General features: G+C 56.5%; 30 protein-coding genes and 1 tRNA gene. 1 reads left to right on the top strand and 30 read right to left on the bottom strand.

The features are described from left to right. Nucleotides 1-40: 40 nt before the first annotated feature. From MJQ68_RS17715 to MJQ68_RS17760, 10 genes are all read right to left on the bottom strand, one after another. Nucleotides 41-313, bottom strand: coding sequence for a hypothetical protein (locus tag MJQ68_RS17715; protein ID WP_238752504.1), 273 nt, complete (start codon nt 311-313; stop codon nt 41-43). 61 nt (nt 314-374) lie between these two features. Beyond that, nucleotides 375-530 (bottom strand): hypothetical protein, encoded by a 156-nt coding sequence (locus tag MJQ68_RS17720; protein WP_238752505.1) that lies wholly within the window; start codon nt 528-530, stop codon nt 375-377. Further along, nucleotides 527-898, bottom strand: a complete 372-nt coding sequence (locus MJQ68_RS17725) for a hypothetical protein (protein ID WP_238752506.1) — start codon at nt 896-898, stop codon at nt 527-529. The genes MJQ68_RS17720 and MJQ68_RS17725 overlap by 4 nt, the downstream gene beginning before the upstream one ends. Further along, the gene (locus MJQ68_RS17730; RefSeq protein WP_238752507.1) at nt 898-1,815 is read right to left on the bottom strand and encodes a hypothetical protein; all 918 of its coding nucleotides are present in this window, start codon (nt 1,813-1,815) and stop codon (nt 898-900) included. Before MJQ68_RS17730 ends, MJQ68_RS17725 begins: the two co-directional genes overlap by 1 nt. Then, nucleotides 1,805-3,538 carry a hypothetical protein gene (locus MJQ68_RS17735; protein WP_238752508.1) on the bottom strand — a complete coding sequence of 578 codons (1,734 nt, stop codon included), beginning with the start codon at nt 3,536-3,538 and terminating at the stop codon, nt 1,805-1,807. Before MJQ68_RS17735 ends, MJQ68_RS17730 begins: the two co-directional genes overlap by 11 nt. Further along, nucleotides 3,539-4,207 carry a hypothetical protein gene (locus tag MJQ68_RS17740; RefSeq protein ID WP_238752509.1) on the bottom strand — a complete coding sequence of 223 codons (669 nt, stop codon included), beginning with the start codon at nt 4,205-4,207 and terminating at the stop codon, nt 3,539-3,541. It abuts the gene before it with no gap. Nucleotides 4,208-4,246: 39 nt separating this feature from the next. Further along, complete coding sequence (locus MJQ68_RS17745; protein ID WP_238752510.1) at nt 4,247-4,468, bottom strand: hypothetical protein; 222 nt, start codon at nt 4,466-4,468, stop codon at nt 4,247-4,249. A gap of 61 nt (nt 4,469-4,529) precedes the next feature. Beyond that, a complete protein-coding gene (locus tag MJQ68_RS17750; RefSeq protein ID WP_238752511.1) occupies nt 4,530-5,477 on the bottom strand; it encodes a hypothetical protein in 948 nt (315 codons plus the stop codon). A gap of 3 nt (nt 5,478-5,480) precedes the next feature. Continuing rightward, complete coding sequence (locus MJQ68_RS17755; RefSeq protein WP_238752512.1) at nt 5,481-8,018, bottom strand: hypothetical protein; 2,538 nt, start codon at nt 8,016-8,018, stop codon at nt 5,481-5,483. Next, a complete protein-coding gene (locus MJQ68_RS17760; protein ID WP_238752513.1) occupies nt 8,003-9,589 on the bottom strand; it encodes a hypothetical protein in 1,587 nt (528 codons plus the stop codon). The genes MJQ68_RS17755 and MJQ68_RS17760 overlap by 16 nt, the downstream gene beginning before the upstream one ends. 145 nt (nt 9,590-9,734) lie before the next feature. Between MJQ68_RS17760 and MJQ68_RS17765 the strand changes: the two genes are divergently transcribed. Further along, the gene (locus MJQ68_RS17765) at nt 9,735-9,962 is read left to right on the top strand and encodes an NINE protein (RefSeq protein WP_238752514.1); all 228 of its coding nucleotides are present in this window, start codon (nt 9,735-9,737) and stop codon (nt 9,960-9,962) included. On the opposite strand, the gene MJQ68_RS17770 is transcribed toward MJQ68_RS17765, so the two are convergent. The 20 genes from MJQ68_RS17770 to MJQ68_RS17865 all read right to left on the bottom strand — a co-directional run bounded on the left by MJQ68_RS17770 (nt 9,946) and on the right by MJQ68_RS17865 (nt 24,295). Then, nucleotides 9,946-10,329 carry a hypothetical protein gene (locus tag MJQ68_RS17770; protein ID WP_238752515.1) on the bottom strand — a complete coding sequence of 128 codons (384 nt, stop codon included), beginning with the start codon at nt 10,327-10,329 and terminating at the stop codon, nt 9,946-9,948. The genes MJQ68_RS17765 and MJQ68_RS17770 overlap by 17 nt on opposite strands. A 371-nt stretch (nt 10,330-10,700) precedes the next feature. Beyond that, nucleotides 10,701-11,525: a M12 family metallopeptidase gene (locus tag MJQ68_RS17775; protein WP_238752516.1), complete on the bottom strand. Its 825-nt coding sequence runs from the start codon at nt 11,523-11,525 to the stop codon at nt 10,701-10,703. Between the two features lie 2 nt (nt 11,526-11,527). Then, complete coding sequence (locus tag MJQ68_RS17780) at nt 11,528-14,203, bottom strand: tape measure protein (protein ID WP_238752517.1); 2,676 nt, start codon at nt 14,201-14,203, stop codon at nt 11,528-11,530. A gap of 155 nt (nt 14,204-14,358) precedes the next feature. Next, on the bottom strand, nt 14,359-15,003 hold the full coding sequence (locus MJQ68_RS17785; RefSeq protein ID WP_238752518.1) for a hypothetical protein: 645 nt from the start codon (nt 15,001-15,003) through the stop codon (nt 14,359-14,361). Further along, complete coding sequence (locus MJQ68_RS17790; RefSeq protein WP_238752519.1) at nt 14,993-15,148, bottom strand: hypothetical protein; 156 nt, start codon at nt 15,146-15,148, stop codon at nt 14,993-14,995. The genes MJQ68_RS17785 and MJQ68_RS17790 overlap by 11 nt, the downstream gene beginning before the upstream one ends. A gap of 47 nt (nt 15,149-15,195) precedes the next feature. Next, a complete protein-coding gene (locus MJQ68_RS17795) occupies nt 15,196-16,563 on the bottom strand; it encodes a terminase large subunit domain-containing protein (RefSeq protein ID WP_238752520.1) in 1,368 nt (455 codons plus the stop codon). Further along, complete coding sequence (locus MJQ68_RS17800) at nt 16,563-17,150, bottom strand: terminase small subunit (RefSeq protein WP_238752521.1); 588 nt, start codon at nt 17,148-17,150, stop codon at nt 16,563-16,565. The genes MJQ68_RS17795 and MJQ68_RS17800 overlap by 1 nt, the downstream gene beginning before the upstream one ends. Next, nucleotides 17,151-17,312: a hypothetical protein gene (locus MJQ68_RS17805; protein WP_238752522.1), complete on the bottom strand. Its 162-nt coding sequence runs from the start codon at nt 17,310-17,312 to the stop codon at nt 17,151-17,153. 85 nt (nt 17,313-17,397) lie between these two features. Beyond that, nucleotides 17,398-17,772, bottom strand: a complete 375-nt coding sequence (locus MJQ68_RS17810) for a DUF2493 domain-containing protein (protein ID WP_238752523.1) — start codon at nt 17,770-17,772, stop codon at nt 17,398-17,400. 812 nt (nt 17,773-18,584) lie between these two features. Then, nucleotides 18,585-19,076 carry a hypothetical protein gene (locus tag MJQ68_RS17815; protein WP_238752524.1) on the bottom strand — a complete coding sequence of 164 codons (492 nt, stop codon included), beginning with the start codon at nt 19,074-19,076 and terminating at the stop codon, nt 18,585-18,587. Continuing rightward, complete coding sequence (locus tag MJQ68_RS17820; protein ID WP_238752525.1) at nt 19,073-19,519, bottom strand: hypothetical protein; 447 nt, start codon at nt 19,517-19,519, stop codon at nt 19,073-19,075. Before MJQ68_RS17820 ends, MJQ68_RS17815 begins: the two co-directional genes overlap by 4 nt. Before the next feature lie 741 nt (nt 19,520-20,260). Continuing rightward, nucleotides 20,261-20,506 carry a hypothetical protein gene (locus tag MJQ68_RS17825; RefSeq protein ID WP_238752526.1) on the bottom strand — a complete coding sequence of 82 codons (246 nt, stop codon included), beginning with the start codon at nt 20,504-20,506 and terminating at the stop codon, nt 20,261-20,263. 420 nt (nt 20,507-20,926) lie between these two features. Further along, nucleotides 20,927-21,217, bottom strand: coding sequence for a hypothetical protein (locus MJQ68_RS17830; RefSeq protein WP_238752527.1), 291 nt, complete (start codon nt 21,215-21,217; stop codon nt 20,927-20,929). Continuing rightward, the gene (locus tag MJQ68_RS17835) at nt 21,207-21,695 is read right to left on the bottom strand and encodes a hypothetical protein (protein ID WP_238752528.1); all 489 of its coding nucleotides are present in this window, start codon (nt 21,693-21,695) and stop codon (nt 21,207-21,209) included. Before MJQ68_RS17835 ends, MJQ68_RS17830 begins: the two co-directional genes overlap by 11 nt. After that, a complete protein-coding gene (locus MJQ68_RS17840) occupies nt 21,695-21,934 on the bottom strand; it encodes a hypothetical protein (RefSeq protein WP_238752529.1) in 240 nt (79 codons plus the stop codon). Before MJQ68_RS17840 ends, MJQ68_RS17835 begins: the two co-directional genes overlap by 1 nt. Next, a complete protein-coding gene (locus MJQ68_RS17845; protein WP_238752530.1) occupies nt 21,934-22,266 on the bottom strand; it encodes a UvrB/UvrC motif-containing protein in 333 nt (110 codons plus the stop codon). The genes MJQ68_RS17840 and MJQ68_RS17845 overlap by 1 nt, the downstream gene beginning before the upstream one ends. A gap of 112 nt (nt 22,267-22,378) precedes the next feature. Then, complete coding sequence (locus tag MJQ68_RS17850) at nt 22,379-22,612, bottom strand: hypothetical protein (RefSeq protein WP_238752531.1); 234 nt, start codon at nt 22,610-22,612, stop codon at nt 22,379-22,381. A 226-nt stretch (nt 22,613-22,838) separates the two neighbouring features. Further along, complete coding sequence (locus MJQ68_RS17855) at nt 22,839-23,192, bottom strand: hypothetical protein (RefSeq protein ID WP_238752532.1); 354 nt, start codon at nt 23,190-23,192, stop codon at nt 22,839-22,841. A gap of 77 nt (nt 23,193-23,269) precedes the next feature. Then, nucleotides 23,270-23,980, bottom strand: a complete 711-nt coding sequence (locus MJQ68_RS17860) for a hypothetical protein (protein WP_238752533.1) — start codon at nt 23,978-23,980, stop codon at nt 23,270-23,272. A 239-nt stretch (nt 23,981-24,219) separates the two neighbouring features. Further along, nucleotides 24,220-24,295, bottom strand: a tRNA-Thr gene (locus MJQ68_RS17865). Between the last annotated feature and the right edge of the window lie 95 nt (nt 24,296-24,390).

Here is a 24,390-nt window from a genome sequence, read left to right on the forward strand (position 1 = left end):
AATTTACACTTTTTCACACTAATAGTTGGTAGGGGCCAACTTATTGACTATCTGCGCGGATCTTGTCGATCATACGGTGGAAGTCAAAGGGTTCGGGCGCGTTGACAATGGCTAGGCTATTTTCGATGCAGTCGCGTACCCAGCCGGTGAGGTGCTCCTTCGCGTCAGGGGTGGCAGCTAGGTAGTCAGCAGCTAGGGCAGCGGCCGCCTGTACTTGGCCCGGCGTAGCATCGGGGTCTACGCGCAATTCATACAGGCCACGTACCCCGCGCCCCTGATAGGCAGATGTATTGCCGGGAAGTGTACCCACCATGAGGCGTAAGGGTTTTGTAGCGCGGTCGCAGGTATGGGAGGAAGATCGGGCGTGGAGCATATCAAAAATGTGATTTAACCCACTCGTAGAGCACAGCGAACACGATATAGGTCCACACCAGGACCACGTAGTGCCATTTGGTCTGCTTGTCCGGGGAGGTGTAGTAGCGTTGGATGAGCAGCGATACCAGTAGGCCGATGACGTAGCCGGTTATCATTTACCCTGCTGTTTCATCGCCCCTACCTTTAGATCATGTTGCGCGTCCAGCACCTTGCCTACTACCCAGCTCACCATATAGGCTAGCGTTTCGTCGTTGTTGTGATCTGCCTTCACCCCTACATGGTCCAGGATATTGTTGGCAACGTGTACCGCTTCGTGTGCGATAATCGGGATACTAAATTCGTCAAGGCCAAAACCTACGTAATAGTCCCCCTCCCAAACCCATACCCCGGCGGCGTGGTCCTTGTATGCTCCGTTTAGGTTCTCTTCCTTGGCTATTTTGGCAAACGACTTACCAAACAGCACGTAAAGCCTACCAGCAGGGAACAGGGGAATCTTGTAGGAACGCTTCTTAGTCTTTGGCATCAGTCAGTAGCTTTTATAAGTTTTTCGGTCCCTACCTCATCATCCAGGCGCACGTAGTACGTTTCGTGACGGCAACCATACCCGCCCCGGAACTGGGCAAAGGTTTCGGCGGTACAGGCTTCGTTCCATCCGCTCCGCCCTTTGGCGCGATCTACGATCTTGGGAATATCCTTCACGCGGAATAGCCCCGGCTTAATGGCTAGGTCAGCAAACCGGCCGGACCCGCGCACTAGCTCTTCGCAGTTGTCGCGGCTCGTCTTGATGAGGCTACCCACGTAGTACATGCCGTCCAGTTCCAGGTCATCCCGGATACGGTCATTAATAGCCCCGTCAAACTGACTTATAGCGTCCTGGGTGATTTGGCGGGTGTAGCGCAGTAGCCGGGAGGAAGACCCGGCCTGGGTCACTAGTTCGTCACGTAGGTTAGCCTGTACCGTCTTGATGGGCTGACGAAAGGTGATTCCGGCGTACAGCACCTTGCGAATGGGGTTCACTAGATTGATGCGTAGGGCGGCACGTTCGGTCACGCCCTGGGTTACGCTATCAACCAGGAAGGTGCGTTCGGGGGTAAAGGCCATACGGCTAATGCGTAGGGCATCTTCTGCGGGCAGGTAGCCGGAGTAGATCGCCCGGTTGAGCCGTTCGACCTCATCGAAGTTTTGCAGGTAGTCCGGCAGCGCAGACCCGATACCGTCCCGACCGGCTAGGAAATTAAGCAGGGGGCTTTCCAGCCGGTTGAGCTGCGCTAGGTTGACCGGGCCGGAAACAAGCCGGCCACTCTCCCTGGGCAGCGTGTCGAGGAAGTCCCGCACGTAGCCATACACGAAGCGTTCGGCGCGCTGAATGGCCGACAGGAATACATCGGTCGCTGCATTGACCAGCTTAAACTTTCGGGTGGTGTCGTCTTTAAGCGGCATTGGCAGCGGGTAGTGGCACTGCTGAGGTTAACAGGCCCATGTTGTTGAGGTAGTCAGTCACGGCCTTACGTGCCTCTTCCTCTCCCAGCTTCTCCATGTTCACCTTTTCACGTAGTAGGCGTTCCAGTACTGCAATGGAGTAGTCGCGTCGCAGGATGTCTTCGCGGGTCAGTGATCCGGCAGCTAACCGGTTTTGGATCTCCTCTTCGTTGAGCAGGATGGCCGGGGCAATGGATAACGCCAACTCATACAGGCTAATACGCTGCTGCTGCCCCCGGTACTTGTGCTCGTAGTAGGCCATGCGGGCCGCGTATCGGTCCTCAAACAGGGCTTCTTCGGCGTACTCCTTTAGCTCACTTGCTTCCAGGATGCGGTAGCTAGGGGGCTGGTGGGCCGTCATTTCGCTGCGCTGTCCGGGGTCACGCTGCCGCAACGCTTCGAGCTGTTCACAGAGCTGTACTGCACACACGCCTACACTCATACCGATCTTGGTCAGCAGGTCGTGCAGGTCTTCCAGGCGAAGGTCTTTGGCCCGTCCGCTCTCTACGCCGGTGCCGTCCAGTAGGTCCAGACCGATCGTTTGACGGGCTTCCTTCAGCAGCGTTCGCCACGTCGTTTCCGATAGCTGGAGAATGCCAATGTCGGGGCTGTGGTAGTCGAGGGCAGATTGCCCGGCTGACTTGTCCTCCATGCCCTGCTTCTTGGGCTTAACTATCGTTCCGTAAGGGCTGGGCAGCAATACCTTATTCGTGCCGTGACAGACACCACAGGTGGTCTTCTTACCGTCTACCTTTACGTGGCCATGGTTGCACGACGCATTATAGCAGGGAGCCTCGGCAATGGATACAATGGGGTGGTGAAAGCGCACCCGCACCGCTTGGTTGTCCGAGAACGCGCCAATCACTTCGTCAGCCAGCGTATAGTAGGGCAGCAGGAACGATTCGCGGTATTTGCCCTTGTCCGTGGTCTTGCTCTGCCCCGGCAGGTAGTTAACCGGGCTTTTACCCAAGTCCCAGCGATACCACACCTTAGCCGTGTAGACTAGCTCGCGCCCTCCGGCCTCATCCTTAATGCGCCACGAAGGTTCGAGTGTATACCAGAACGTCGCATCGGCACAGAAGTAGTAGGTTTCGTACGTCTTCTGCTCTCCGACCATGATTTCCCGCTCCCCGCCCTCGAAGACGAACAGGTCGTCATCGCAGTAGGTGGGCCGGACCACGCGGGGGATAATGCCCAGCCGTTCATCCTCCGCTAACCCGCCGTCCACGACTGCGTTGTTGGGCGCAATCTCCGGGCGTAGGGGGTTATAGGGAAAGGCTACGGCAAGCAGGTTAGGATCTTCCCAGGCCATAGGAAGCAGCACGTCGTACAGGTAGCCCTCCAGGTCGTAGTAGTTGCCGGTATCGTAGAACGGCTTACCGTCCAGGTATTCCTGCAATTCCTCTGACCGCCCGTTAATGGTCAGGCCATTGGAAATAATGCGGCTCACTTTGGAGGAGAACTGTTCCACTCCCGCGCGGGTAATCTGCCGCTCATTGTCGGCCCGGTACTGCTTGATCTCCTCCGATTCGTGGGGGCGACGCTGCCGGATAAGGTCTACCACCTCGCCCGCTACCCGCCGCTGGGTATGGCGCATAGCCTGCGTACGCACCGCCTCCCGGTAGGGGGTTACGGGGTCCGTACGCAGGAACGTCTTATCGCGGATGAGTTGGGTGAGGGTCAATTATGCAGGGACTTCTTCGGTCTTAGCAGTCAGTTTGGCAAACAGGCCGGGCAGGTAGGCGTAGCGGATGATCTCGTTACCGCTGACCTTGATCTGGAAGGTAGTCTCCCAGCGTACCCGATCTCCTTCACCACGTACGGGGTGGGGAACGGTGGACACGGTGAACGCGAAGCCGGGGTTACCCGTAGGGGCAGCAGCCGTAGCGGGGTCTTTGATGAAGTCCACGTACTCGTCCGTTGCGTAGATGTACTCGTCACAGTCGAACCAAAACAGACGGTAATTGCGGTGCCGTGCCAGCAGGTCAGCGAAGTAGTCGGCGTCGGTATCTTCGCCCTGCACGTACTTCTTGGTCTGGTAGGTGGAGTAGGCCACTGAGTAGGTGTTGGACACGCTCACGTCCCCTACACAGTCGTCAATACGGACGGTGGTAGAAGTCGGAGCGGTAATGTCGATCTTACCCCGTGGGCTAAGGACAATGCTGCCATCGTCAACCAGAGCCTGTACAGCCACTAGGTCGGTAATGTCAGCGATATTGACGTTACAGTCGATGAGGGCGAAGTAGGGGTTACCATATTCGCGGAACGTATCACCGTCACAGAAGGCACGGTAGGATGGAATGGGTTTGCCGTCGGTGACGCCGCAAGCCGTTCCACAAAGAGCAGTAATCATAGGTGGGTGGGGTTAAGAGCATCGCCCCCGACGCTGTTCTTACTTTCCACTTTTCGCCTTGCTTTTCTTGGTGGGTGCCTTAGCCTCCTCTTGGGCTGCTTCGTCCGGGGCTGCTTCGGCTCCGGTGTGCTCGGTCACTTCAGCGGCGGTAGCCTGTGAGTAACCCAACGCCTCGTATTCGGAACGGGCGTTCTTCCAGGCCGCTTCGGTAATTTCGAGCGGACCCTTAGCGGACTTCAGTAATACAATGTTGCGCGGCATCCATAATGCTTGGCGCTCCCAACGTTGGTAAAGATACGGACTATTTTTTAGTTGTGCCGTACTAGCACCCTCCCCCACACTTACGCTCCAAGTCCACGCCAAACAGAAACATGGTGCCATCCTTCACTTCATTGTCCACTTTGAACTGATCCAGGTCGTATACCTCGCCATTAATGACCACTTCCGGGGCCGCTAGAAGCACCTTCAGTAGCAGGTTCTTAGCGAAGGGCGGGATGCGTTCGGCTAGTGACAGCCGGTAGTTCTCAATGGTCTTGGTGGCAAAGTAGCCGCCGTTCAGCCCTCCGGCGTCGAAGTTGCCGCCCGTATCGCGTACGGTGCCGTAGAAGCGCAGGGTGTTGTCGTATTCGATCAACTCCCCCACGTAGGCAGTCGGGGCAGTGTAGCAATTGCCGTAACAGTCCATGCCCTTACCCCTACCCCGTATAGTGAAGGTCTGACCGGCTTGTGTATCCGGTACGCGCTTAAACTGCTGCGTCTGAATGGTGCGCCGCTCCGTGCCGTCTGCGTTGTAGGCCGTCAGTTCAACTACCCAGCAGTCCAGGGTGACCGTACTAGTGTCCACGGCCAGGATCTGAAAGGACTTCCCGCACCCATAGGCGACCATACCGGTGGTGATCTCCTGTCGCACTACCCCATCGGTCACAAAGGCGCGCACGAACGAGCCAAAGCCGGACTGCGGGTCTTTAGGCTCTGCATTGTAACTGTCGAAGAACTGCGTTTGAACCTGAATGGTATCGCCGGACACGTAGGGAATAGCGTAGGGGCTATCTACCTGACAGGTGTTGCACCACGCCTCCCCTTGTTCCACCAGTAGCCCGGATAGTACAGCAGCGTCACATAGCAGACGCGGGGGCAGACAGAGCCGGTAGGCTACTCCGCCTAGGTCGGTACACCCCTGGGGGCTGATCGTGGCAGCGCGCGCACGTACGAAGCTGGCATCGCCGGTCTGGGCAACGCCGCCCCGCTGAAAGGTATCGAAGTCAGGCATAGGTTAGCAGGTTGAGCAAGGGGCAAAAGCTTCGCAGGGGCTGCCGGCCGGGGGGCTGGCCTGCTGACGTAGCTTATTATCGAAGTAGGTGGTTTGGGGTAGGCCGTCGGCAAAGCTGACCGCCGCGTAGCCGGTTGTTTCTCCGGCCTCATCGCAGTAGGCTACGAAGGGGTCAGCCGTATTGAGCTGCCCGGCCCCGGACTGTATGGGGGTGGTAATAGTGGGGCAGCCATCCCCGAAGCGCACAACAGCGTAGGCGCGAATGTCCTCTGATCCGGTGATCGTTACCGGCCCCGTGTAGTCTTCAAAGGTCTTCCCCCCGTTGAGGGAGTAGTAGGCCGTTTCGGTTACCGCTTGGCTGGAGTAGTCGCCTACCACCGTCAGGGTAAGGGCAGTATCGGTCTGCTCCAGTTCCAGGTCAGCCGTATTCAGGCAGTCGGCTTGCACCTCACACGCGGCTTGGTAGTCTAGCGCGATCGGTGGGCAGGCTTCGGTAAACGTGACGCGCCGCCGCACCCGTACCGGAGTAGAGTAGCTGGCCTGACACGCGCCCCACGTCTGCCCATTGAGGCTACACTCAATAACGTCCGTAGCTACGGTAGCGGAGAAGTCCTGCGTATGCTCAATGGTCAGTACCCCATCATCGGTACACGCATGGGTAATGCTTGCGAAGTTATCACACTCCGGCGGTGGGGGAGGCACGTCAGCACAGTCGCAGGTGGCCTCGCACAGCTTCAGGTTGGGTACATCATCTCCATTAGCCGGACTTAGGGTTTGTAGGGGGCTACGGAACACACAGCCGTCCTCTAGCGTCACGACCGCCGACAGGTACACGTCCTGGGGATCTCCGTAGCTGGCTCCCCGAATGGTGCCGGTGCCGGTAATACGCGCCTGTCCTGTGACGGTCTGCCCGCCGCCGTTGAGCGTCTTGATCTTGGACGCTAGCAGGTCGGGCCGGTTCACGCCTACGGTATAGGTGTAGGTCTGCCCGTCGCTATTGGGCTTTACCTGGAAGTAGACATTTACGCAGCCACAGTCGCAGGTACAGGGTTGGGCTGCCGGTACATTCTGTTCTACGCAAACCTCGTAGCAGCGCGACGTACCCAGGGGAATAGTCGTGGGGTCGATCTCGATAGCGGTTCCATCGGTGACCACACCCTGCCCGGCCTCGTACTGTCCGGCCCGGTCGTACTGCGTGACCACTACGCGCCCATCGGGCAGGGCGGCGGGTAGGTCAATACGTAGCGCCTCAGCCTGTTCGGCGCACACCTTGTCCGGGGCGATGAGCTGCCCGTAGTCCACCGCAGAGAGTTGCACCGGGCAGTACACCACCTGGGATTCAGTGGGCAGCTTGAACCGGAAGGCGAAGACCAGGAAGGTGGTTCCGGGGTCTACCTCGTGCTGTACCGTGGCGAAAGCTCCATTCACGTCAATGCCCTGGCTAACCAGCAGCGCAGGACCGGAGGGGAGGCCGGTAAAGGACGCCTGCCGGGTAACCGATACGCCCCGGAAGTAGTCGGTCATGTCGCCGTCTAGTCCGGCAGCGGTGAGCGCGGCCCGGTAGCTGGCCGCATCCATCCGAACCGTGACGGCAAACGACTTGCAGGGAGGGATGCTAGTTAGGCAGCCTTCGGTGTATTCCGTCGTGCCGTCATCGAGGGAGTAGCTAATGTCCCCGGCAATGACGGGCAGCTCCGGGGCGGGCTTGGCCTGACTGACGCAAGACTCCCAGCCTTCCCCATTGTTGTACACGACGTACACCCGGTAGTCCACCTCGGCATAGTCAGTATCCAGGTCAATGTAGATGAGCGATTTACCGCCGTCCGTCCCGCTGCTGGGGTCGTAGCGGAGTGCTTTAATGAACGCCGTTCGCGGTAGCCCGTCCACATCCTGCGGCGTCGAGCTGCCCGCCTTTGCGTAGTGTAGGTCAATGTCAGCTACCACGCCACGTCCTCCGGTAGCTCCCCGGGTGCGGTACACGCCGACGAACACATCGGAGTTTGCCTTGGGATTGATCTTGGCGGTAATGCGCTGCCTGCCCTCGGTCTTGCGCGTAGAAAAGACGAACTCCACATCCGACCCCCCGCAGAACGGGCGCAGCGCCACCGGCACGTAGGTGGTTAGTTCGTCGCTCCCGGCGCGTAGGTGTAGGCCCACGGCTGAATCAGTCGAAGCGTAGGGGGTAAACGGTTGGGCCGGATTGGGGGCCGTAGCACCGCCGATAAAGCCCGTTAGGGACGTAGCAATGAAGCCTAGCGTCAGGCGGAACGAGCGGGGGGATAGTACGGTGATCTCTACCCGATGGCGACCCCACACCGCAGGTCCGTCCAACTGCATGGGGTAGGTGCCGGGCGCGGTGGGGTAAACCAGGGAATACACGTCCGTCACCCCTGCCGGAGGGGACAGGGTGGAAAAGGTGGCCGGGTTGAGCCGGAGCACCTGCCCGGTCAGGTCACGGTCAGACTGCACCTGCAACGATACGGTGACGTACTGCCCGGCGGCAACTTGCAGGGGGGAAGGGGTGCCTACGCGGGTGAGCATCGTACGGTCAGGTTTTTAAGGGTAATGGTGCAGTCTTCTATCTCGATCTCTTCTACCTCCGCTACGCCTAATTCAGTAAGTACAGTGTACCCACCCTCAGCCTGTTTAATGGACGCCACCAACTCGCAGCTATACGGCAGGGTGGCTTCGTCGGCCGAATACATGGGGCGTCCTCCCCGGTCGGGGTGGTCGATGAAGTGGAAGTTTTGCCACAGCCCCTCCGGTTCGGATTCAGCAAAGTACATGGGGTAATTATAGGCGTAGAACGTCAGGCCGTCGCGCTGCCCGATTTGGCGGCGAATGGTGTAGGCATCCAGGGGGTTGTACTCCGGCTCTAGCACTAGTAGTTTGAGCTGGCTGGCCTGATCGTTGGACAGCAGCAGGTCGCGTTCCCTGCGGTCATCCCGGCAGCCAAACACATTGTAGCGGTTCGTCGTACGAAAGCGGTCAATGAAGTTGTCACCCAAGAACCCCTCCCGATCTCCACCGGGTACGTCGTCTGCCTTGTCGAAGCCCCGTTGGTCGAACTGAAACCTAGCGCGGCCAAACTTTACCGGCGTTTCACACTTACCGGTCTTCCACTCCGCGTTCTCCGGGTTGAACTCAATGACGTCATCGTAATTGGAGCGCAGGCGGTTACCCTGCCGGTCCATCTGGTCATCGGTGTAGGAGTAGTCCCCGAAGGCACACGGTTCGGTTTCGGCAAAGGTGAAGCACACGCCCTCTACCGCTCCCAGGCTAGTGCGGTAGGCGTCTAGTTTGTCCTTTCGGTCTACGATGAGCCTAGTGGGGGTAATGAGGTAGTCCAGGTTGAAGGCGGGGCGTAGCAGGTCCAGCAGTTGCAGGGTAGTCAGGTTGGCCCCGTTCGCATCCAGCCAGTTCACGGCTGGATCTCTGACCCCGCCCTCGTACTGCAACTGGAACAGCACGGTATTGGCGTAGGGTAGTTCGGTAAAGATGGGGCTAACGAGTTGTAACCCGGCCTTATCGGCGTGGAAGGTAAGAATGTCCAGTACCCGGGGGGAGGGGGCAAACTGGCCACAGCCGCCGATGTATTCGTAAATGGCGCATATATCAATGTCGCCAATGGGGCCAAGGTCACACTTTCCGGTTCCGAAGCTGACCACCTTGCAGATGGTACGCACCACCTTAGAGATCGAGGTAATGACCACCAACATGGGCAGCATGACCCGGAAGTAAATCATTAGGGCGTACTGGACAAAGCCCGGCTGGTTGCAGTAATACACCTTGGGATGGGTGTAGGCTTCGACAAAGCCGTTCTTCCAAAAGATGGTTTCCTTCAGGTAGCGGTAGGCGCGTAGTTCGTCGCTGTCTGTTTCCAGGTCGGCGGAAATGGTACACGCATCCGAGCAATAGGTTAGCCCTTTTTTGGACAGCACGAAGCTAAACCACTGCTTACACGATTCGAGGTAGACTTCTGCGGCAACCGTCTGCCGTTCGTCCTGACAGGAGCCGGTGAAGAACTTAGCGCGGAGCATATCGTAGCCCGCACCGGTGAATACTAGGCCCGCTGAAGTCGTCAAACCTACCGTGCGGTCCTTGCGGTTCAACCCAAAGGTGAGGCCCAGGGCATCCAGTCCCTGTGCGCCATATTCGACCTTATCGAGTAGTATTCGGTTAATTTTGCGTGAAATAGCATCGCCCGCTACAACAATGTCAAAGATACGCCTTTCCTTGGGGACAACAACTTAACCCATGAAGTCTACCACTACCGCACTCGTTCTCTGGCTTATCGGCATCTTCGGCATCCTTGGCTTTCACCGCTTTTACCTCGGCAAATGGGGGACCGGCTTTCTGTGGATGTTCACCGGCGGGGTTGCGGGTATCGGTGCCGTGATCGACCTGTTCACACTCAGCAGTCAGGTCAAGCAGTACAATACCGGCAAGGAGCTGGATGTTATTCGGACTAAGGCGTTGAAGTAGGCTCCTCCTCCGGCAACGCCATAAGGTTATCCATGGCGATCTTCCACCGTCGGCCAATATCTGCTAGGGCGTGTAGGAAGGCTATATCTTGAGTGCGGGTGGGGTTGCAGAACTCCTTTGCTTCGCCTACCTTTTGGAGGAAGGTTATTGGAACGTTGGCCGCCTGAAGTACGTGCTCGTCTTCTAGTTCGTACCCATTGGGGTATATGTAGTTTTCGCAAAAATTCTCCCACACCTCGGACCCGGCATAAACGGATAATGACGAAAGTCTATGCAACTCGGACGTATAATAAAGGTCCATACGCACTTCGTCATACTCCTCGTTCAGGGCTACTATATCGGCGTTGGTGCGGGTGGTCTTTTCCATACCCCAAAGATAAGCCCCGCCCGTCATGAATGGGCAGGGGCTTATAAACCCTTCCGGTTTGTGAGGTAGCCAGTTATGCACAACCAACCACCGCTACCGAAATCTCCATGCCATCAAGCCCGTTCAACGTTTCGGCACTTGTGGGGAAGTTGTTTTCGTTAAACTAAGGGCTTATCGTAAAAGCAGGGTAGTGCAACGTAAAACGAATTGCTACCCTGCGATCCCCTGAATTGGGTTTGGACTGTAAAGATAGGGAAATTGTATCTTAGCTACATGGAATACCTACTCTTCTTCCTTGGCATTATCGCTGGCATTGTCCTTGCTCTGCTCTTCGGGCTATGGTGGGCTCTCCGGCTTTTTCTTGGGCGGCACTAACCCACCCCCAGCGCAGCAGCCACCATATCCACATTCTCCCGCTTCAGCAGGGCCACGTCCACCGGCAGGCGAAGCCGCTCCCCCAGAGCTACGACCACCCGCTCCGGTAGCTTGGCAATGTCCTTGCGCCGGGTAAAGACGCCCTCTAGGTCTACGGTAAGCCCCGATGTTTTACCGGGATAGATGCGGGCTACAAACGCCTTGTCTACCTCGGATAGCGCGGTATTGAACCCAGCAGAGAAGCCGTTCAACGTCCACCGGCTAGGCACCTGATAGAGCATGATGCTGTCCTTGTCCAAGGGGGAGGAGTCCACCGCCCCTAGCTCATAGGCTTTAAAGATGTTGTGGTCGATGGTCGCCTTATCCCAATAGTTGGGTGCCTGACTTAGATCGGCGTACACCCTGTCTTTATCCCACTGGATTGGCTCGTTGGGGTTTTGGTGTTCGTGCGCTAGGCCCAGCATGTGACCGAACTCGTGGAGCACGACGGCCTCATCTAACCACCCGAAGTTCATCGTTTCGTACTGTACCGGAATGTTGAGCGCATCCCGGCCCAGGTAGGACCGCGACCCCTGCCCCTCGTTAAAGGCAATGCGTACCTCAGCGATCGAAGCATCAGGCGTGAACACGAAGGTCAGGTTGGCAAACTCGGTCCACGCTACGCAGTGACGACGCACGAACGCACGTTGGGCCTCATCTCCTCCCACGAAGGCGATACGGATGCTCTGACCCGGTTTCCAGTACTTGCCGCGCACCCCTACGGCGCGTTGAATGTTGGGGTTGGTCTTGGGGCTGGCAATGCAGCAAAAGTGTTCTGACATATCTAGTTTCTAAGTTTTGCTTTGCGCGCTGCGTGACGGGCAGCCACGTCGCCGAGCTTACGCACCCCGCGTTCGTCGATGACTACGTTGGTGCCCATGCCGCGTACGTAGCGGATCAGTTCTTTGGTCAGGCTCTCCTGTGACGCTAACCGGCCCTCTACGCCCGACATATCCACGTTGGGGCTAGAAACGGCGTAGACCGGCTGTGGGGGCGCGATATGGCCTAGTGCCATACCGACAAGGTGAGGTACTTCGTCGTTGCGTACCCCCCACCCCAATAAGGGCGCGTTCTGCTCTGCGGTAAGTACCCGCTCCCCCCGGTGCAGGACGGCTAGTGCTCCCCCGTCCCCGTCCGGTGCGGTGGGGTCGAAGCGTTCCGTACCTACGCGGAAGGACGGTAGATCCCCAAACGCCTGGGTAATGGTCAGCACGGTGGCTCCTACGGTCAGGGCTAGGCTTGCAGCAGTGGCAATGCCTAGGGGGATGTTTCCAATAGCAAAGGCTTCGGTAATGGCCCGGATACTTTCGGATGCGCTGACGGCGGTATTTACGGCGATCTCTACGGCGGCGAGCTGCTGCTTTTGCCGTACCGCTTTCTCGCGCTCTAGTTGCAGTTTGCTTAATCGCTCCCGCTCCAGTTGTAGCTGCTCTGCGTTGCCGTCTTCGGCTAGGCTCGATAGTTCGGACAAACGACCCTGGCTGGCGGCTATCTCGGCGTCCTTGCGCTGTACGGCTATGTCGATGAGTTGCAGGGATAGGTCACGCGCTAGGCTAATGGCTTCTACGGCTTCGGCCTCGGCTGCTGCCCGCTGTTCTTCCCGGTCCTTGCGGCTCGTGGTCAGGGGCGGGGCTTCGTAGGCTTCTAGGGTCTTGGTGGTCTTGATGAGCACCTTATCCAGGGCCGATTCGTAGTCCTCCGTCAGGGGGGTGACGGCAATCGTAACCTCTTCTCCCTTCATTCGAGCAATGAGCCGGTCAATGCGCGCTAGTTCATCCTCCTGCTTGGTAATGTCGTCAATGGCCTGCCGTAGCTGCTCAATGCCGTCGCCCGTGGGGTCAGCAATAGTGGCGAGAATCTTTTCCAGGCTACTCACCTGCTCCTTCAGTCCGGCCAGCGAGTTGATGGGGGCAAAGGTTTCCTTCACGCCCTTGTTGATCCCCTCCCCTACGGCTTTGCCTACTTCCCGACCTGCTGCGGTAGCGGCTGCGGTGTCTCCTGCGTCGGGTTCTGGGATCTCTACGGTAATCCCCTCGATCTCTGCATAGCCCTCGTTATAGGCGTCGGCTACGGACCTGCCCAGCCCCTTGTACTGCTGCCGGGTGCCATTTTCCAAAGCAGCTAACCGGCTGGCTTCGTTTTCGGCAAACAGGTCAGCGAAGGAGGTATTGCCCACGAACACGTCGTACAGGTTGCGGGGGTCGAGGATGGTCACCAAGTCCTCCGCGAAGTCAGCCACCGATTGCTTGGCCGATCCGAAGGCGTCCCTAACGATTTGGGGCAGTTGTTCGATGACGCGGATAATGCCCCCGAACTGTTGCGGCACTCTGCTGACGGCGGCAATGAAGGAGTTAAGTTCTGCGCTGTTGCGTAGGGCATCGAAGAACGCGCCTAGTCCGTCGATGACAAAACCCAGCACGGTAGCCACCACGGAGAACGTGCGGGCCAGGAAGTTGAGCACCGGCTGGAACGCACTTATCGAAGTAGTCCCCTCGGTGAAGCGATTAAAGAACGAGCGCACCGCCGTAACGATGGGCTGAATGATTTCGGAGAACGTCTGGAAGGTTCCCACTAGTACCCGGCTTAGGGGTTCAGCGGCACTTTTAACGACCTCTACGACCTTGAACAGCCCTTCGATGAGCGGCGGGAGGATCTGCCGAATGAGGGGCAATAGGGCATCTGCTCCATTACGCAGGATGCTATCAAATGCGCCCTTAGCCGTTGACGTTAGACCGGCGAAGGTGGTGGACTGCTTGATGAGTGCGCCCTCGAACTTACCGCCCGCTTCTCCGGCGTCCTCAAAGGCATCGCGTAGATCCTGAAAGGTGATCTTACCCTGGCTCTGTAATTCCTTGAGTTCGGCGGTAGACTTACCCAGCGTAGTGGCCAGTAGATCGTAAACCGGAATACCGGCGTTGATGAGTTGTAGCGCGTCCTGCCCGCCCAGCTTGTTCACCCCTGCGACCTGACCGAAAATAACGGCTAAGTTCTCCAGGTCCGCACCCGTGGCGGCACTCGCGTTACCGATCAGGCGAATATCCTCTTCCACGTCCTGCACCGACCGGCCAAAACCCAGCAGGGTCTTTGCCGCGTTGTTGATTTGCGTCGGCTCGAAGGGCGTTTCCAGGCTGAACTTGTCCAGGCGTTCCAGTAGGCCCACTGCCTCGGTAATCGAGCCGGTCAGTACCTCAAAACTGATCTTGGTCTGTTCGTAGTCCTTGGAGAGCTGTAACGCCTTACCCCCCAATGCGCCCAGCCCACTAATGGCCCCCTGAATGAGGTTAGCCGTCAGGAACCCCCCGGCAGTTTCGGCAATACGCGAAAAGAAGCCGCCGGTAGTACGTGCTGCGGTTTCGGCCTCTGCTTTGGTCTGCTGAAGTAGCTTGCGCCGTTCCCGTTCAAAGGTGGCACTCTCCGCAATGAAGCGAATGATGATGTTATCCCGGGCGATTGTCGCCATACTGAAGCCTGCGTTGGCTTCGCTCCCTTATCCCCAAAGATACGCACTTTACCGCTTGGCTCTCCGTTGCGCCTCCGCCCGAGCCGCTTCCATATCTTTAGCGCGCTTTACCTCATACCGCAGCAGGGCGGCATACTCACTCAGCGGCATCGCCATTATGTCTTTTGAAGTATAGCCGCCAACTTCCTTTGCCAACCAGATGGCGGTGGCGTTAGCACCGTCCACAACCCGTCGCACAAGGGCTGCCGGATCGACCTCAAAAATTCCCTTTCTCTCTGCTGCCGGGTCGGGTCGGTCAACTGTCCCATCAGCAATGAGGCTTCGATAGAACTGTTCAAGGCCGTCACGTAACCAACGCTCTCGCTCAAAAAAAAAAGGCGTACCGTGCTGTACTTCTCACACAGTCGGGCCTTGAGTTCATTGTAGTCCTGCGTCGTTTCGTGGTGCTGCTCATCGTCTACCAGTACAGCATACCCGCCGATCTCCAGGGCGGCACGTTGGCTACCGAACTCCTGTACCTGACGCTGGTAGAAGCCTAGGAGTTGGGTGGCCTCGGTGACGTTCCCGGCATTGAAGGCATCGGACTGCATCTTACAGAACGTTAGGCTGTCTTCCGGCCTGACCCCACACTCCATTTTCACGTAGCCCACCCGTACCACCGTTTCGCGTAGCAGGGGTAGGTGGTTGATCGAGCGGTACTTGTACAGCCTGTGGCCGTCTACCTCCATGGCGAGTTCCAGGCTGGCGTCCTTGGACCGGTCGTAGGTGGGCTGGAATAGGTTGGTTAGGCTAAATCCCATCGGTGGCTTCTTTGGCCGCTAGTTCTTTCTGTGCGGCTATGAGGAAGGTGTAGTCTACAATGCGCTTACCCTCGGTAGCGGCTTGTTCTACGGTCTTGAAGTTCTTCTTGATTTCATCGTGGTCTTCGTAGCCCGGAAAGGTCATTGCTAGGCGAACGTTGCGTGTGTAGAGCGTCCGGCGAAAATGGAACGTTACTCCTCTGTACTCCATGTGGTCAGTTCTTTTAGCCTGCGTAGTGATTCTACCCCTTCCATGGCCTGGGTATGTACCCCGTAGCGAAAAGCGTCCAGGGCGTCGTTCTTGAAGAACTTGCGGTCCTTGAGTAGCTTCCCGTTCGATGTGGGTACGGCGGTGGATATATCAGTAATGAGCTGGGAACAGCTTTCGTTGATCCAGACCAGCTCGTTCTTTAGCGCGTAGTTGATAAGCCCCCGGCTTAGGATGTGCCGCTTGTTGGGGGTACGCGTGTCGATGAGCTGGCTATCGTTGATCTTCAGTTGTCGCTTAATAATCTCGTAGTCCGTGTTGTACTCCCCCCCCGGTAGTAGGCCCGCTGCGGTGCTGCCGTGGTTGCCGGAGTGGTCCCCGGTCACGAACAGCAGACTGGGGTGGTCTACGTACACCTGAAGGTCCGCACAAAGCCGTTCGGTGCCACCGGTGACCATGTGCTCCTCCAGGAAGAAGATACCGCCTTCCAGTTCATCGTAGACCTGAAACAGCAGGGCCGTGGTGGGGTCAATGTTGAAGTCAAAGGTGATATATAAAGGCCACGTGGGGTCAATCTTTACCTGCTCCTTCCCATTCATCACGAAGCGGTTATCCCACTCCGTGAAGAACAGCCCCTCGGACATGTCCACGAACTTAGCCAGGAACTCCTGCGCGAATACATCTTCGGGGAGTTCCGCCCGTGCCGCGTCGATCTCCGATTTGTCCAGGTGGGGGTTCATGTAGCTAGTCGCCTCGAAGTAGGCCGCGTCCGGTCCAAGGTTCGTGCAGACCTCGTACCAATCGTTGTTGCGCCCCTTGGGTGTAGAGAACAGCCACGCGATTCCCTTGTAGTCGGCAAGCGTTGGGCGGAGGGTTTGCTGCCACGCTTCCTTAAACCCTCGGATCTTAGCTACCTCATCTACAATGATGAGCGCATACTTTCTGCCCCGTCCGCTGTCCAGGTCCGACAGGCTCCAAAAGTCGATGACCGTACCGTTGGTTAGCTCAATTTGCTTTAGCTGCTCGTTCTTGTTGGCGATCAGCCCGGCTTGCTCAAAGGCCCGCTTGGTGATCTTCCAGATCTCGGACAGATCTTTGTAGTTGGGGCTAAACCATGCTACGGGCCGCCCTTTGAGCGCGTAGTGCATCAGTAGGAAGATGCCAAAGCTCGTCTTACCGAACCGGCGTCCACAGTTGACGTAGTTGAATCGCTTGCGGCCCCGTAGGAGTTGTTTTTGCCCTTCGTGGGGTGTGAACTTTACCTTACGCCGTCTAGCCGTCTTGGGGCCGGTACGGTACAGCGTAGGGCTGACCGGCGGGCCGAACGTTCTATACAGCGGGGCTACTCCCACTACTTCAGGTATTCGTCTAGGTCGATGTCTGCGGTGTGGTTGACACTGGCCTCTACCGTGTTCTCCGATTTCGTGGGGGCGTAGATGCCTAGGATTTTGCTGATCTCTTTGAGGCTTTCCGTCTTGCTGACACGCTTCATTTGCACCCGTTCTACGGTACGACTACCGTCTTCGTTTACCGTGCGCGTAACAGTAACCTCCGAGAGAATGTCTTTAGCATCTTCGGGCAAATCGTTCCAATCCTTCTCCATATCCCACCCGTCCAAGAATTGCCCCATGCCGGTAAAGGCCGCTTTCTTGTGTTCCATAACGACCTTAGCGGCGGTAATTCCCGTAGCCGAAAACAGGTCGTTTCGCAAGGCGTCGATGTATTGGGTTATGTTGGGTTTTTTCAAGTTCTCACACCCAATGTCTACGGCAGTCTTTTCGCTGTATCCCGCGCGTTTTGCGGCCTGCGTAGCGTTTAGATCCAAAATGTACTCCTTAGCGAAAGTGCGTTGCTTGTCGGTCAGCCGCTCTGACAACTCCGATAGGGTAAGCTGCTTACTTTCCGCCTGCTCCTCCGTCGTCCCGTCTTGTTCGATCACTTAGTTCAAATTGGACCGCCCCCGGTCCCGAACACTTACACAGAAACTCGCCCATGCCTTACCGATACACTGCAACTCCATGCGGTCTTCCGGCGTGGGCTGTTCGGCTAGAATGGCCTCTTCGTCTGCAATAGCCACCGTAGAGAGCATGAGCTTCTTCATGAGGTGGAACATATCGGGGGTCAAGCCCTGGGCAAACGATGTTAAGGCAATCTCTGCGTCTGTCACGTAGCAAATATACGCTATTTCAAACAAAAGCTACCACCCGCACCTTCAGCCCCGCCGCCTTGGCCCGGCGTATCATATCGGCGGTTCCTCTGCTCTTTCCGTCGTGAAAGGCTATGAGAGCGTCTGCATTATCCGCCATCAGTGCATTGCGCTCCGGCCCGCCCTTGGGACCATTAGACCAATCGGGCAGGAACTGCTTCACTAGATACCCACGTTCGGCGGCGTACTGCTCCCCCATCGCGTCAGCCCCTTGCGTAGCAATACCGTCCTTCTTCGTTCCGTTGCCGCCGCTGACGATGTGGGTGACCTCCGTATTAGCTAGGATGCGGTCGCAGGTGCTGACTAGCAGGTCGTAGTCTGTGAAGGTGCGGCTTCCGGCTATGATTACTCGCATTCCCTCACCTGTTCCAAGGTTAGCACCCCCCTGACATCTTCCCACTTGCGCGCAAAGCGGCTCGGGCCATGCATCTCTATCCGATCCATTTGGAGGGAAACGTCCTCCCGCACGGATCTCACCTTGTCCTCTACGCTCTCACGGACCTGCCGCTCATAAAAGTCTAAAATCTCCTCTTTCGTACCGTTAAAACAGCACATCGAGTAGCTTCCGTTATCCCACACGCAGAATCTGCCGTTGGGTTGTTTGATTATTTGCTGGGCCATATATCACCTAGTTTAGTCGGTTCGCCGGGTACGGGGCCGGGCAATGTGTACGGTATTTGGCGGTTCATAACTTGACCTTCAATAGTTCCCCGTCACATCGGCGAACGTACAGCGTCCCCTCCTCAAACATACCGTGGCAGTGAACTGGAATAGATATAGTCTCTCCGGCTGCACCAAGGGGGATCTTAGGCAGTGTTAAGGCGGGTTCGGGTAGTGCCATTGCTTGTTCCGGCTCGTTCGGCTTATTCCACTCCAAGCATAGCCCTGTATGCTTATCCCATTCGCCATGACGTGCTAGGTCGGCTAGTTCTTCTTTCCTTCGCTTAACAACACTAGCAGTCACTCGCCACGGCCATGTACTATTGTGCTCACACTGACTTAGAAAGAAGTCACAGCCGCCTTCTGTGGGAATAGTAGACGCCTTACGAATGAAGGCTGGAAGCCGCACCACCTCATACACCCACTTGAACCCGGGAACCCGGTACAGGTACTTCGTGCGAAAGGTAGGCGGGTAGATGGCGTCGTGCAGGGCCTTGTGGTAAGAGTTCATGGCCGCAAAGAAGTTATTACCCGTATCAAGCCGTATCCGTCAGACTCTATCGAAATACTCCGGTGCATAGCATCCTTAACCGATTCACTAAACATGATTGTCGAACGACCAAACTGATAGTGCTTGCCTTGGGCTACAATTTCGTCTACCTTATCCTTAACCTCTCTTGCAGCTTGAGTGTACGCGATATGGTCTTTGCCAACGCTAAGTTCTGCAATGTATATGTATAGGTCATATATCGGCCCATAAGTCCCACCTGCTGGATCAAAAAACTCTGAATCGCGGTCCAAGTTGCGCCGCAGGAACTTTCTTACGGCCGGGTAGGTAATGATAGCCAGCAGCGTTACGGCAAAGGGGAGCGGAAGCAAAACCCACCAGCCCTCATTAGTCAATGTCCAGTAAGCCGTAATTACAAATAGGGCCAACATAAGCAGCAGTTGCCCGGGGTCGTGCCTGTCTACGATGACCTTCCAGTAGTTGTTCTTCATTTTACTTTTCTTACCGCCAACATATACGCATCGCGCTTATCCTGGCTCATTCGTTTAGGTAGGGTGTGGCCCAAGGATTGCGCTACCCCATCCGCTGTCTTTTGACACCATTTGCTCCCCTTCTGTTTGGGGCTAATCTCCGTGACCGACTGCTCCCCAAAGATACGCCGTGCCGCATCGACAATGGCCTGTGACGCCTCCTGGTTGCGCCCTACGTTGCGCGCTATTTTTGCCACTGCTGCCTTGCTCCCCTGCATGATGAACGACGTGTTTTGCAGGTTGGAGTTCTCGATCACTACCCGCGCCGGATTAGGGGCTTCATGCTCTAGCCATTGCAGTACAGCGTCCAGGTTGGGCATATTGGGGGCAAACGATACGTAGCGCCCATTGATGACACACACGCCGGTTCCTGAGGTACGCGCCGAAGGGTCTATGCCGATCACTACACTAGGCTGTACGGACTGCTTAGGGGACACAGGGCCCCGCCGGAGGGCCTTGCGGTTATCCTGTATCGCTTTAGCGTTTTTCCGGTCGCGTAGGGCTTGGTATTGGGCAGAGGTTAGGCGGCTCATTGGACACGTTGGAATTTACCCCAGGCGGCGTCCTCTGCGGTGTAGGTGATCTCTATGTAGGGCATGGTGTCCGGCATGGCGAAGCTGTCAGGAGGGGGCGTTAAGTACAGCGTATCTACGCCTATACTGTCGATAACATAGTAGTCCGACCAATGGTAGCTTTCTGTGTTGCCAGTGAACAGCATGACACCTTCGCCCCGGTGAAGTCGTGAAACATCTACCCCTGGCCGGATGGGGATCGCCTGACGGTTGTAGCGGTCCTCTAGCCAAAAGTTACGCGCCGATCGCACTAGCTGTCGGCCCCCAACACCCGATTCGTCTGATGGCCTATCTGTGCGCTTATTAAATTCCCCTAGGCTATGGCCACGTTTGCACTTAGCGCCGTATGCGTCCTCGTAAGCTATGATACGGTCCTGCGGGTCGATCTCGTAGCTAGTGTGTAAATACTCTAGTTCCTCCTCATGGCCCCACACGAAGCACAGCCAGTTACCGTGCGCTAGGGGCTTGAATAGGTCGTTAGGGGGAACTAGGAGACGTACACAAACTAGCGCGGCAATGATAGCCGTGGCTCGGAGTGCGAACAGCAGGGCGTCAGTGTGTGACATGTTGGGGTTAGTCATTGTCGTACTGTTTATTGGCGAGACTGTATGACCAGTATGCAAGAATGAGGCCAACTGCAATGAGAGCTACACGAATAAATATTTGTCTGGGGCTGTAGGTTTCGGCCTCTGTTAGATAGGCATACAGGCGGCCCAGGTCATCAAAGACCCAGCCACCCAGGACAAAGATATTGAGGGAATACCACCACAGACTTACTTTCTCGGTAGCTTGGGTATCGTTAATCATTTCATTATTCATCGTACAGATTTTAGCCACACAGTAGGCAGTAGGCCGGTTATGATAGGTCGCAGGGTGTCGGGTTCGCGTCGCCATATGACTTCGCGGGAGAGTTCTTTCATCTCGGCATCCGCATACCGATAGTTGCAGCGGGCGCAGGACTTGTGCGTTTCCACTAGTTGTATAACGACCCGATAGGACACGCCCGTGCTGTCCTGAATGACGGTACGGGCGGGATAGCTGTAGTCCCACTCACCTTCGTAGGCGTGCCCCCGCTCCTCACACACCACAGCGGCTTCAGCATCGAAGGATTGACGGGAGGGGGCGCAGTTGTCGTGGAATACGTCACCCCATTGAGAAACGGTGCTAGTAGTGATTACACGGGGGAGCGGCGTCCTCTGACCGGCCAAACACGCAGGGAGGAGGAAGAGGAAGAGTAGCTTAGTCATGGGTGGTGGGGTTAATCCAGTGGGTTAATACTTGGCAGTACTCATCTTCATAGTGCTCTACGGCTTCGGCCCAACCTTCGCGGCTGTACCAAAAAGCAGAGATTGGTGCATCGGCATCCGTTTCCAGTTTCTTGTAAGCCGCCTCTGCTTCATCAGGCTCCTCGAAGATGAACACGTCGTAGGTGTACATCTGGCTTGCTCCAATGGGGAAAAAACCGGCCGCGCGGATCTTATCTAGCTGTACAGAAAGATCGGATAAGGGGCGGTCGTGGTTATTCATCATGGGTGGCGTTTTTCAGATCTTCGCGCATCGCAGCAGCAAGGCTAGCAGCTAGGCCGACGACAACCGCTTCGGGGGCGTCGGTGAGTAGGCTAATGGCTTGCACATCAAATTCGTCTCCTGACACTAGGTCCATAGAGTAGCCGGGGCTATCCGACCACGAGGTTACTGATATGTCGGTGTCGCCTATGGTGGTCCGGTATTCTTTGCAGCCCGCTTGGTCCACGCACGTAAAGCCTATGCGTTCCAGGTGCGCTACGGTTCCTGATTTAACTTCCGGAGCGATTGACTCAGCCAGCTTGTCGTTACTAAGGTGAGCATTAGGAACCAGGCAGGTCAGAGCAGCTACCACCTGCGTGTATCTTTGCGCAAGGTCTGCAAAGTGTTTCGCGCTCGGGCTGTCCGGGTCCATGCACTTTTCAGCTTTGTTAGCCAAGGACAACAGTCGCCTGTACCCAATTAAGTGTTTCGTCTCTTCCATCACTTGGGTTGTTTTTTGACAGCCACGCAAATATCAGCTGACCGATTAAAGCAGTGCGAAATAAAGTCAGCGTGTTCTTTTGCTTCGCCCTTCAGGTATTCGAGGGTGTCGCCGTACTTACCTACTTCATAGGGCACTTTAGCAACCATGTGCTTTGCGCCCAGGCTCGTACCCACCACGTTCCAGGCGGGCTTGCTGCGGGAGTGGACTACTTTGGTCTTTAGGTTAGTGTCGTTCATCACTTCAGCTTTTTAATCTCATCACGCAACTCCGCTGCCCGTTCGTAGTCCTCTTCCTCCAACGCCTCGGCCTTTTCGAGTTCGAGCTGTTCGCGCTTGGTGGGGTAGGCATTGCGTTGGGGCTGTCCGAAACCCATTATGGCAAGTAGTTCATCGGGCACGTCGCCGATTACGATAGTCGGCACATGCCCATGGTCCCAATCGCTGTCTTCCCCCTTGCGACGCTCAGGGGCGTATCTCCAGGCGTAGTACTGATCGGCAGCAGCGTGGAAGGTGACGCTGGCAAGGGCGACCGCTCCGAGGGCGGCTAGGGCTAGTATGGGGGTTCTCATTCGTCTTTATTTAGGTTGGTGAAGCAGTCATCGGAGTAGTCGCTCGATAGATAGTAGGCCCACACGAAGGATACCAGGACAACCAGGGCCACGTAGGCGGCAAAGGCGTACATCATTCGTCCAAGAGGTTGAAGTGTTCCATCACGATCGCTACCACCACAACCGGCCACAGTGCCACGTAGGTCAGCGTATTCTTGAGGGTCAGGTACAGGGGGTCGGGGGCGAACTTGGGATTGCTCCCGTAGGCTACGAAGTCGTGGTCGCAGAGGTTGCGGATGCGGTTCGAGAAGCACCAATCGTACAGGGCCATGAGGGTGCCGGTGGCGAAGTAGAGTAGGAAGATCATCGGGAGGGCTGAATTTTAGAAGTGAGTAGTGCGGTAGACCCCTCCCACGTCACGTCGTAGGCGATTGGAGGCCAGCGGAACGGGCTAGGGGTAGACGTGGCCCAATCGGAGCAGAATATGTACACGTAGCCTTCCGGCGCGTAGGCCGTCTTTGTTCCTTCGCGCTTGGATAGCGACACAGTGTAGGTGCGCTGGCCTATGCGGATGTGCTTGGGGGTTTTCATGGTTAGTTCGTCTGCGGCTCGGTCAGATGCTTCACCGCTTCGCGTAGCCCGTTGAGGAAATGTACCATCGCGTTTGCGTTCCACTGCTCATCACTGTTATAAAAGGAGGCGACCAGCCCAACTTGCTGAGTGCCTGACTCTGCGAAGTCTTTGCGGGTGCGCCCTGTGTGAAGGCCGTAAACGCTGTACACGACCACCATCTTTGGTTTGCGCAGGTATCGCTCAACCGGAATAACCTTTTCAGTAATGACCAGCCGGGGGTAGTAGTCCTTGATCTCGCCCCATAGTGAGTTAATGGCAGGTGATTGAAAGTCCTCTTCCCTGGTTTCGTGGTAGCTTAGGTAGGTGTATGGCATGGCTTGGGGGCAGGTGGTGGCATGTTGCTTGTTTTAAAGGCGGGGCAGCACTACACTGCCCCGCAGAAAGTCGATGTTTACTTAAATTCTGGTACGATACCTTTCCGATCAGTGTACCGTAGTTGTCTTACACTGTTTCCTTCCCGCTCATGGTTCCAGGCCGTGACCACAAGCCCGGTAATGTAGGCGGGAGAGAACTTCAGGGTAGAGTTGTTCCGAGCCTGATTGAGCCGGTTGCGCAGCATGAACACCACGCTGTCGATTTCTAGTCCGGCACCCGTAGCGAGCCGGAAGTAGAAGTCTGCCGCAAGGGACCGATCCAAGCGATTGCAGATGAACGTGAAGGCAGCGAGGTAGCCACTGGACAGCGGCGAATCGCTCACCATTGCATAGTGCTTATGGGCCTGTGCTGCAACGTCTACAATCCCGGGGTTCTGTGCTACCCACGCTGCTACCTCCTGGTTGGTCGCATTGATGCTCCGGTCCCCGCTGTTGGTTGCTACTAGTGCCGCATCGTAGCGCATAACACGCTTCGCTGCTGCTGCTACGGTGGTAGAGTTCTTTAGACCCTGAATCTGGAGCACGTCGGCAGCGTTGCGCTTCTTCCCCTCGTCGATGGTGAGCATGGCGGCGTTAGGCACTCCGAAGCGAACGTCAAACAAGACGTCACACTTGCTTTCGATAACAGCCATAAGCCGGTGCTGACCATCCAACAGGGTAGCGTCGTCAGACAGTACGATAGCCTGACCATTGAGGCACCAATTGCCTAGGCTCATCGTCTTGGCCATACGGGAAATGTGGTGTGCGGACATGGCCCGGTTCTTGGTATTCCACGCTAGCCATTTTTCAGCAAGCGGAGGGGAAACTTTCACCACACGGGTGCCGGTCATTCCTGCTACGGCTTCTGATGAATAGGGGTTGAAATCGGCCAGTGAAGGCGCTACATTTGAAAAACTGCTCATGGTATAGTGTGCTTTTGAGCGGTGAATAATGCCCGTCGGAGTTCACGTCCGGCGGGTGTTTTTGTTGGAGCTAGCGGAGAGAATCGAACTCCCGACCTACTGAGTACAAATCAGTAGCTCTACCAACTGAGCTACGCTAGCTTACTGTTTACCCCACCAGCTTAGCCGCCTCCACGTACTTCCAGAACAGTTGGAGGTCGCTCTGTGGGGTACGAACAAGGCCGGGTGATCCGCTC

The sequence above is a fragment of the Neolewinella maritima genome (assembly GCF_923081025.1).
Taxonomy (GTDB): domain Bacteria; phylum Bacteroidota; class Bacteroidia; order Chitinophagales; family Saprospiraceae; genus Neolewinella; species Neolewinella maritima.

Excerpts from the sequence above, each read along its gene's own strand:
- MJQ68_RS17785 (WP_238752518.1), bottom strand. The coding sequence starts at position 15,003 with ATGGGATTTAGCCTAACCAACCTATTCCAGCCCACCTACGACCGGTCC.
- MJQ68_RS17720 (WP_238752505.1), bottom strand. The coding sequence starts at position 530 with ATGATAACCGGCTACGTCATCGGCCTACTGGTATCGCTGCTCATCCAA.
- MJQ68_RS17840 (WP_238752529.1), bottom strand. The coding sequence starts at position 21,934 with ATGAACGACACTAACCTAAAGACCAAAGTAGTCCACTCCCGCAGCAAG.
- MJQ68_RS17730 (WP_238752507.1), bottom strand. The coding sequence starts at position 1,815 with ATGCCGCTTAAAGACGACACCACCCGAAAGTTTAAGCTGGTCAATGCA.
- MJQ68_RS17745 (WP_238752510.1), bottom strand. The coding sequence starts at position 4,468 with ATGCCGCGCAACATTGTATTACTGAAGTCCGCTAAGGGTCCGCTCGAA.
- MJQ68_RS17775 (WP_238752516.1), bottom strand. The coding sequence starts at position 11,525 with ATGTCAGAACACTTTTGCTGCATTGCCAGCCCCAAGACCAACCCCAAC.
- MJQ68_RS17765 (WP_238752514.1), top strand. The coding sequence starts at position 9,735 with ATGAAGTCTACCACTACCGCACTCGTTCTCTGGCTTATCGGCATCTTC.
- MJQ68_RS17805 (WP_238752522.1), bottom strand. The coding sequence starts at position 17,312 with ATGAAGAAGCTCATGCTCTCTACGGTGGCTATTGCAGACGAAGAGGCC.
- MJQ68_RS17725 (WP_238752506.1), bottom strand. The coding sequence starts at position 898 with ATGCCAAAGACTAAGAAGCGTTCCTACAAGATTCCCCTGTTCCCTGCT.
- MJQ68_RS17750 (WP_238752511.1), bottom strand. The coding sequence starts at position 5,477 with ATGCCTGACTTCGATACCTTTCAGCGGGGCGGCGTTGCCCAGACCGGC.
- MJQ68_RS17835 (WP_238752528.1), bottom strand. The coding sequence starts at position 21,695 with ATGGAAGAGACGAAACACTTAATTGGGTACAGGCGACTGTTGTCCTTG.
- MJQ68_RS17815 (WP_238752524.1), bottom strand. The coding sequence starts at position 19,076 with ATGAAGAACAACTACTGGAAGGTCATCGTAGACAGGCACGACCCCGGG.
- MJQ68_RS17790 (WP_238752519.1), bottom strand. The coding sequence starts at position 15,148 with ATGACCTTTCCGGGCTACGAAGACCACGATGAAATCAAGAAGAACTTC.
- MJQ68_RS17740 (WP_238752509.1), bottom strand. The coding sequence starts at position 4,207 with ATGATTACTGCTCTTTGTGGAACGGCTTGCGGCGTCACCGACGGCAAA.
- MJQ68_RS17825 (WP_238752526.1), bottom strand. The coding sequence starts at position 20,506 with ATGAATAATGAAATGATTAACGATACCCAAGCTACCGAGAAAGTAAGT.
- MJQ68_RS17860 (WP_238752533.1), bottom strand. The coding sequence starts at position 23,980 with ATGGCCAAGACGATGAGCCTAGGCAATTGGTGCCTCAATGGTCAGGCT.
- MJQ68_RS17770 (WP_238752515.1), bottom strand. The coding sequence starts at position 10,329 with ATGGAAAAGACCACCCGCACCAACGCCGATATAGTAGCCCTGAACGAG.
- MJQ68_RS17810 (WP_238752523.1), bottom strand. The coding sequence starts at position 17,772 with ATGCGAGTAATCATAGCCGGAAGCCGCACCTTCACAGACTACGACCTG.
- MJQ68_RS17845 (WP_238752530.1), bottom strand. The coding sequence starts at position 22,266 with ATGAGAACCCCCATACTAGCCCTAGCCGCCCTCGGAGCGGTCGCCCTT.
- MJQ68_RS17855 (WP_238752532.1), bottom strand. The coding sequence starts at position 23,192 with ATGCCATACACCTACCTAAGCTACCACGAAACCAGGGAAGAGGACTTT.
- MJQ68_RS17780 (WP_238752517.1), bottom strand. The coding sequence starts at position 14,203 with ATGGCGACAATCGCCCGGGATAACATCATCATTCGCTTCATTGCGGAG.
- MJQ68_RS17850 (WP_238752531.1), bottom strand. The coding sequence starts at position 22,612 with ATGATCTTCCTACTCTACTTCGCCACCGGCACCCTCATGGCCCTGTAC.
- MJQ68_RS17830 (WP_238752527.1), bottom strand. The coding sequence starts at position 21,217 with ATGATGAATAACCACGACCGCCCCTTATCCGATCTTTCTGTACAGCTA.
- MJQ68_RS17715 (WP_238752504.1), bottom strand. The coding sequence starts at position 313 with ATGGTGGGTACACTTCCCGGCAATACATCTGCCTATCAGGGGCGCGGG.
- MJQ68_RS17755 (WP_238752512.1), bottom strand. The coding sequence starts at position 8,018 with ATGCTCACCCGCGTAGGCACCCCTTCCCCCCTGCAAGTTGCCGCCGGG.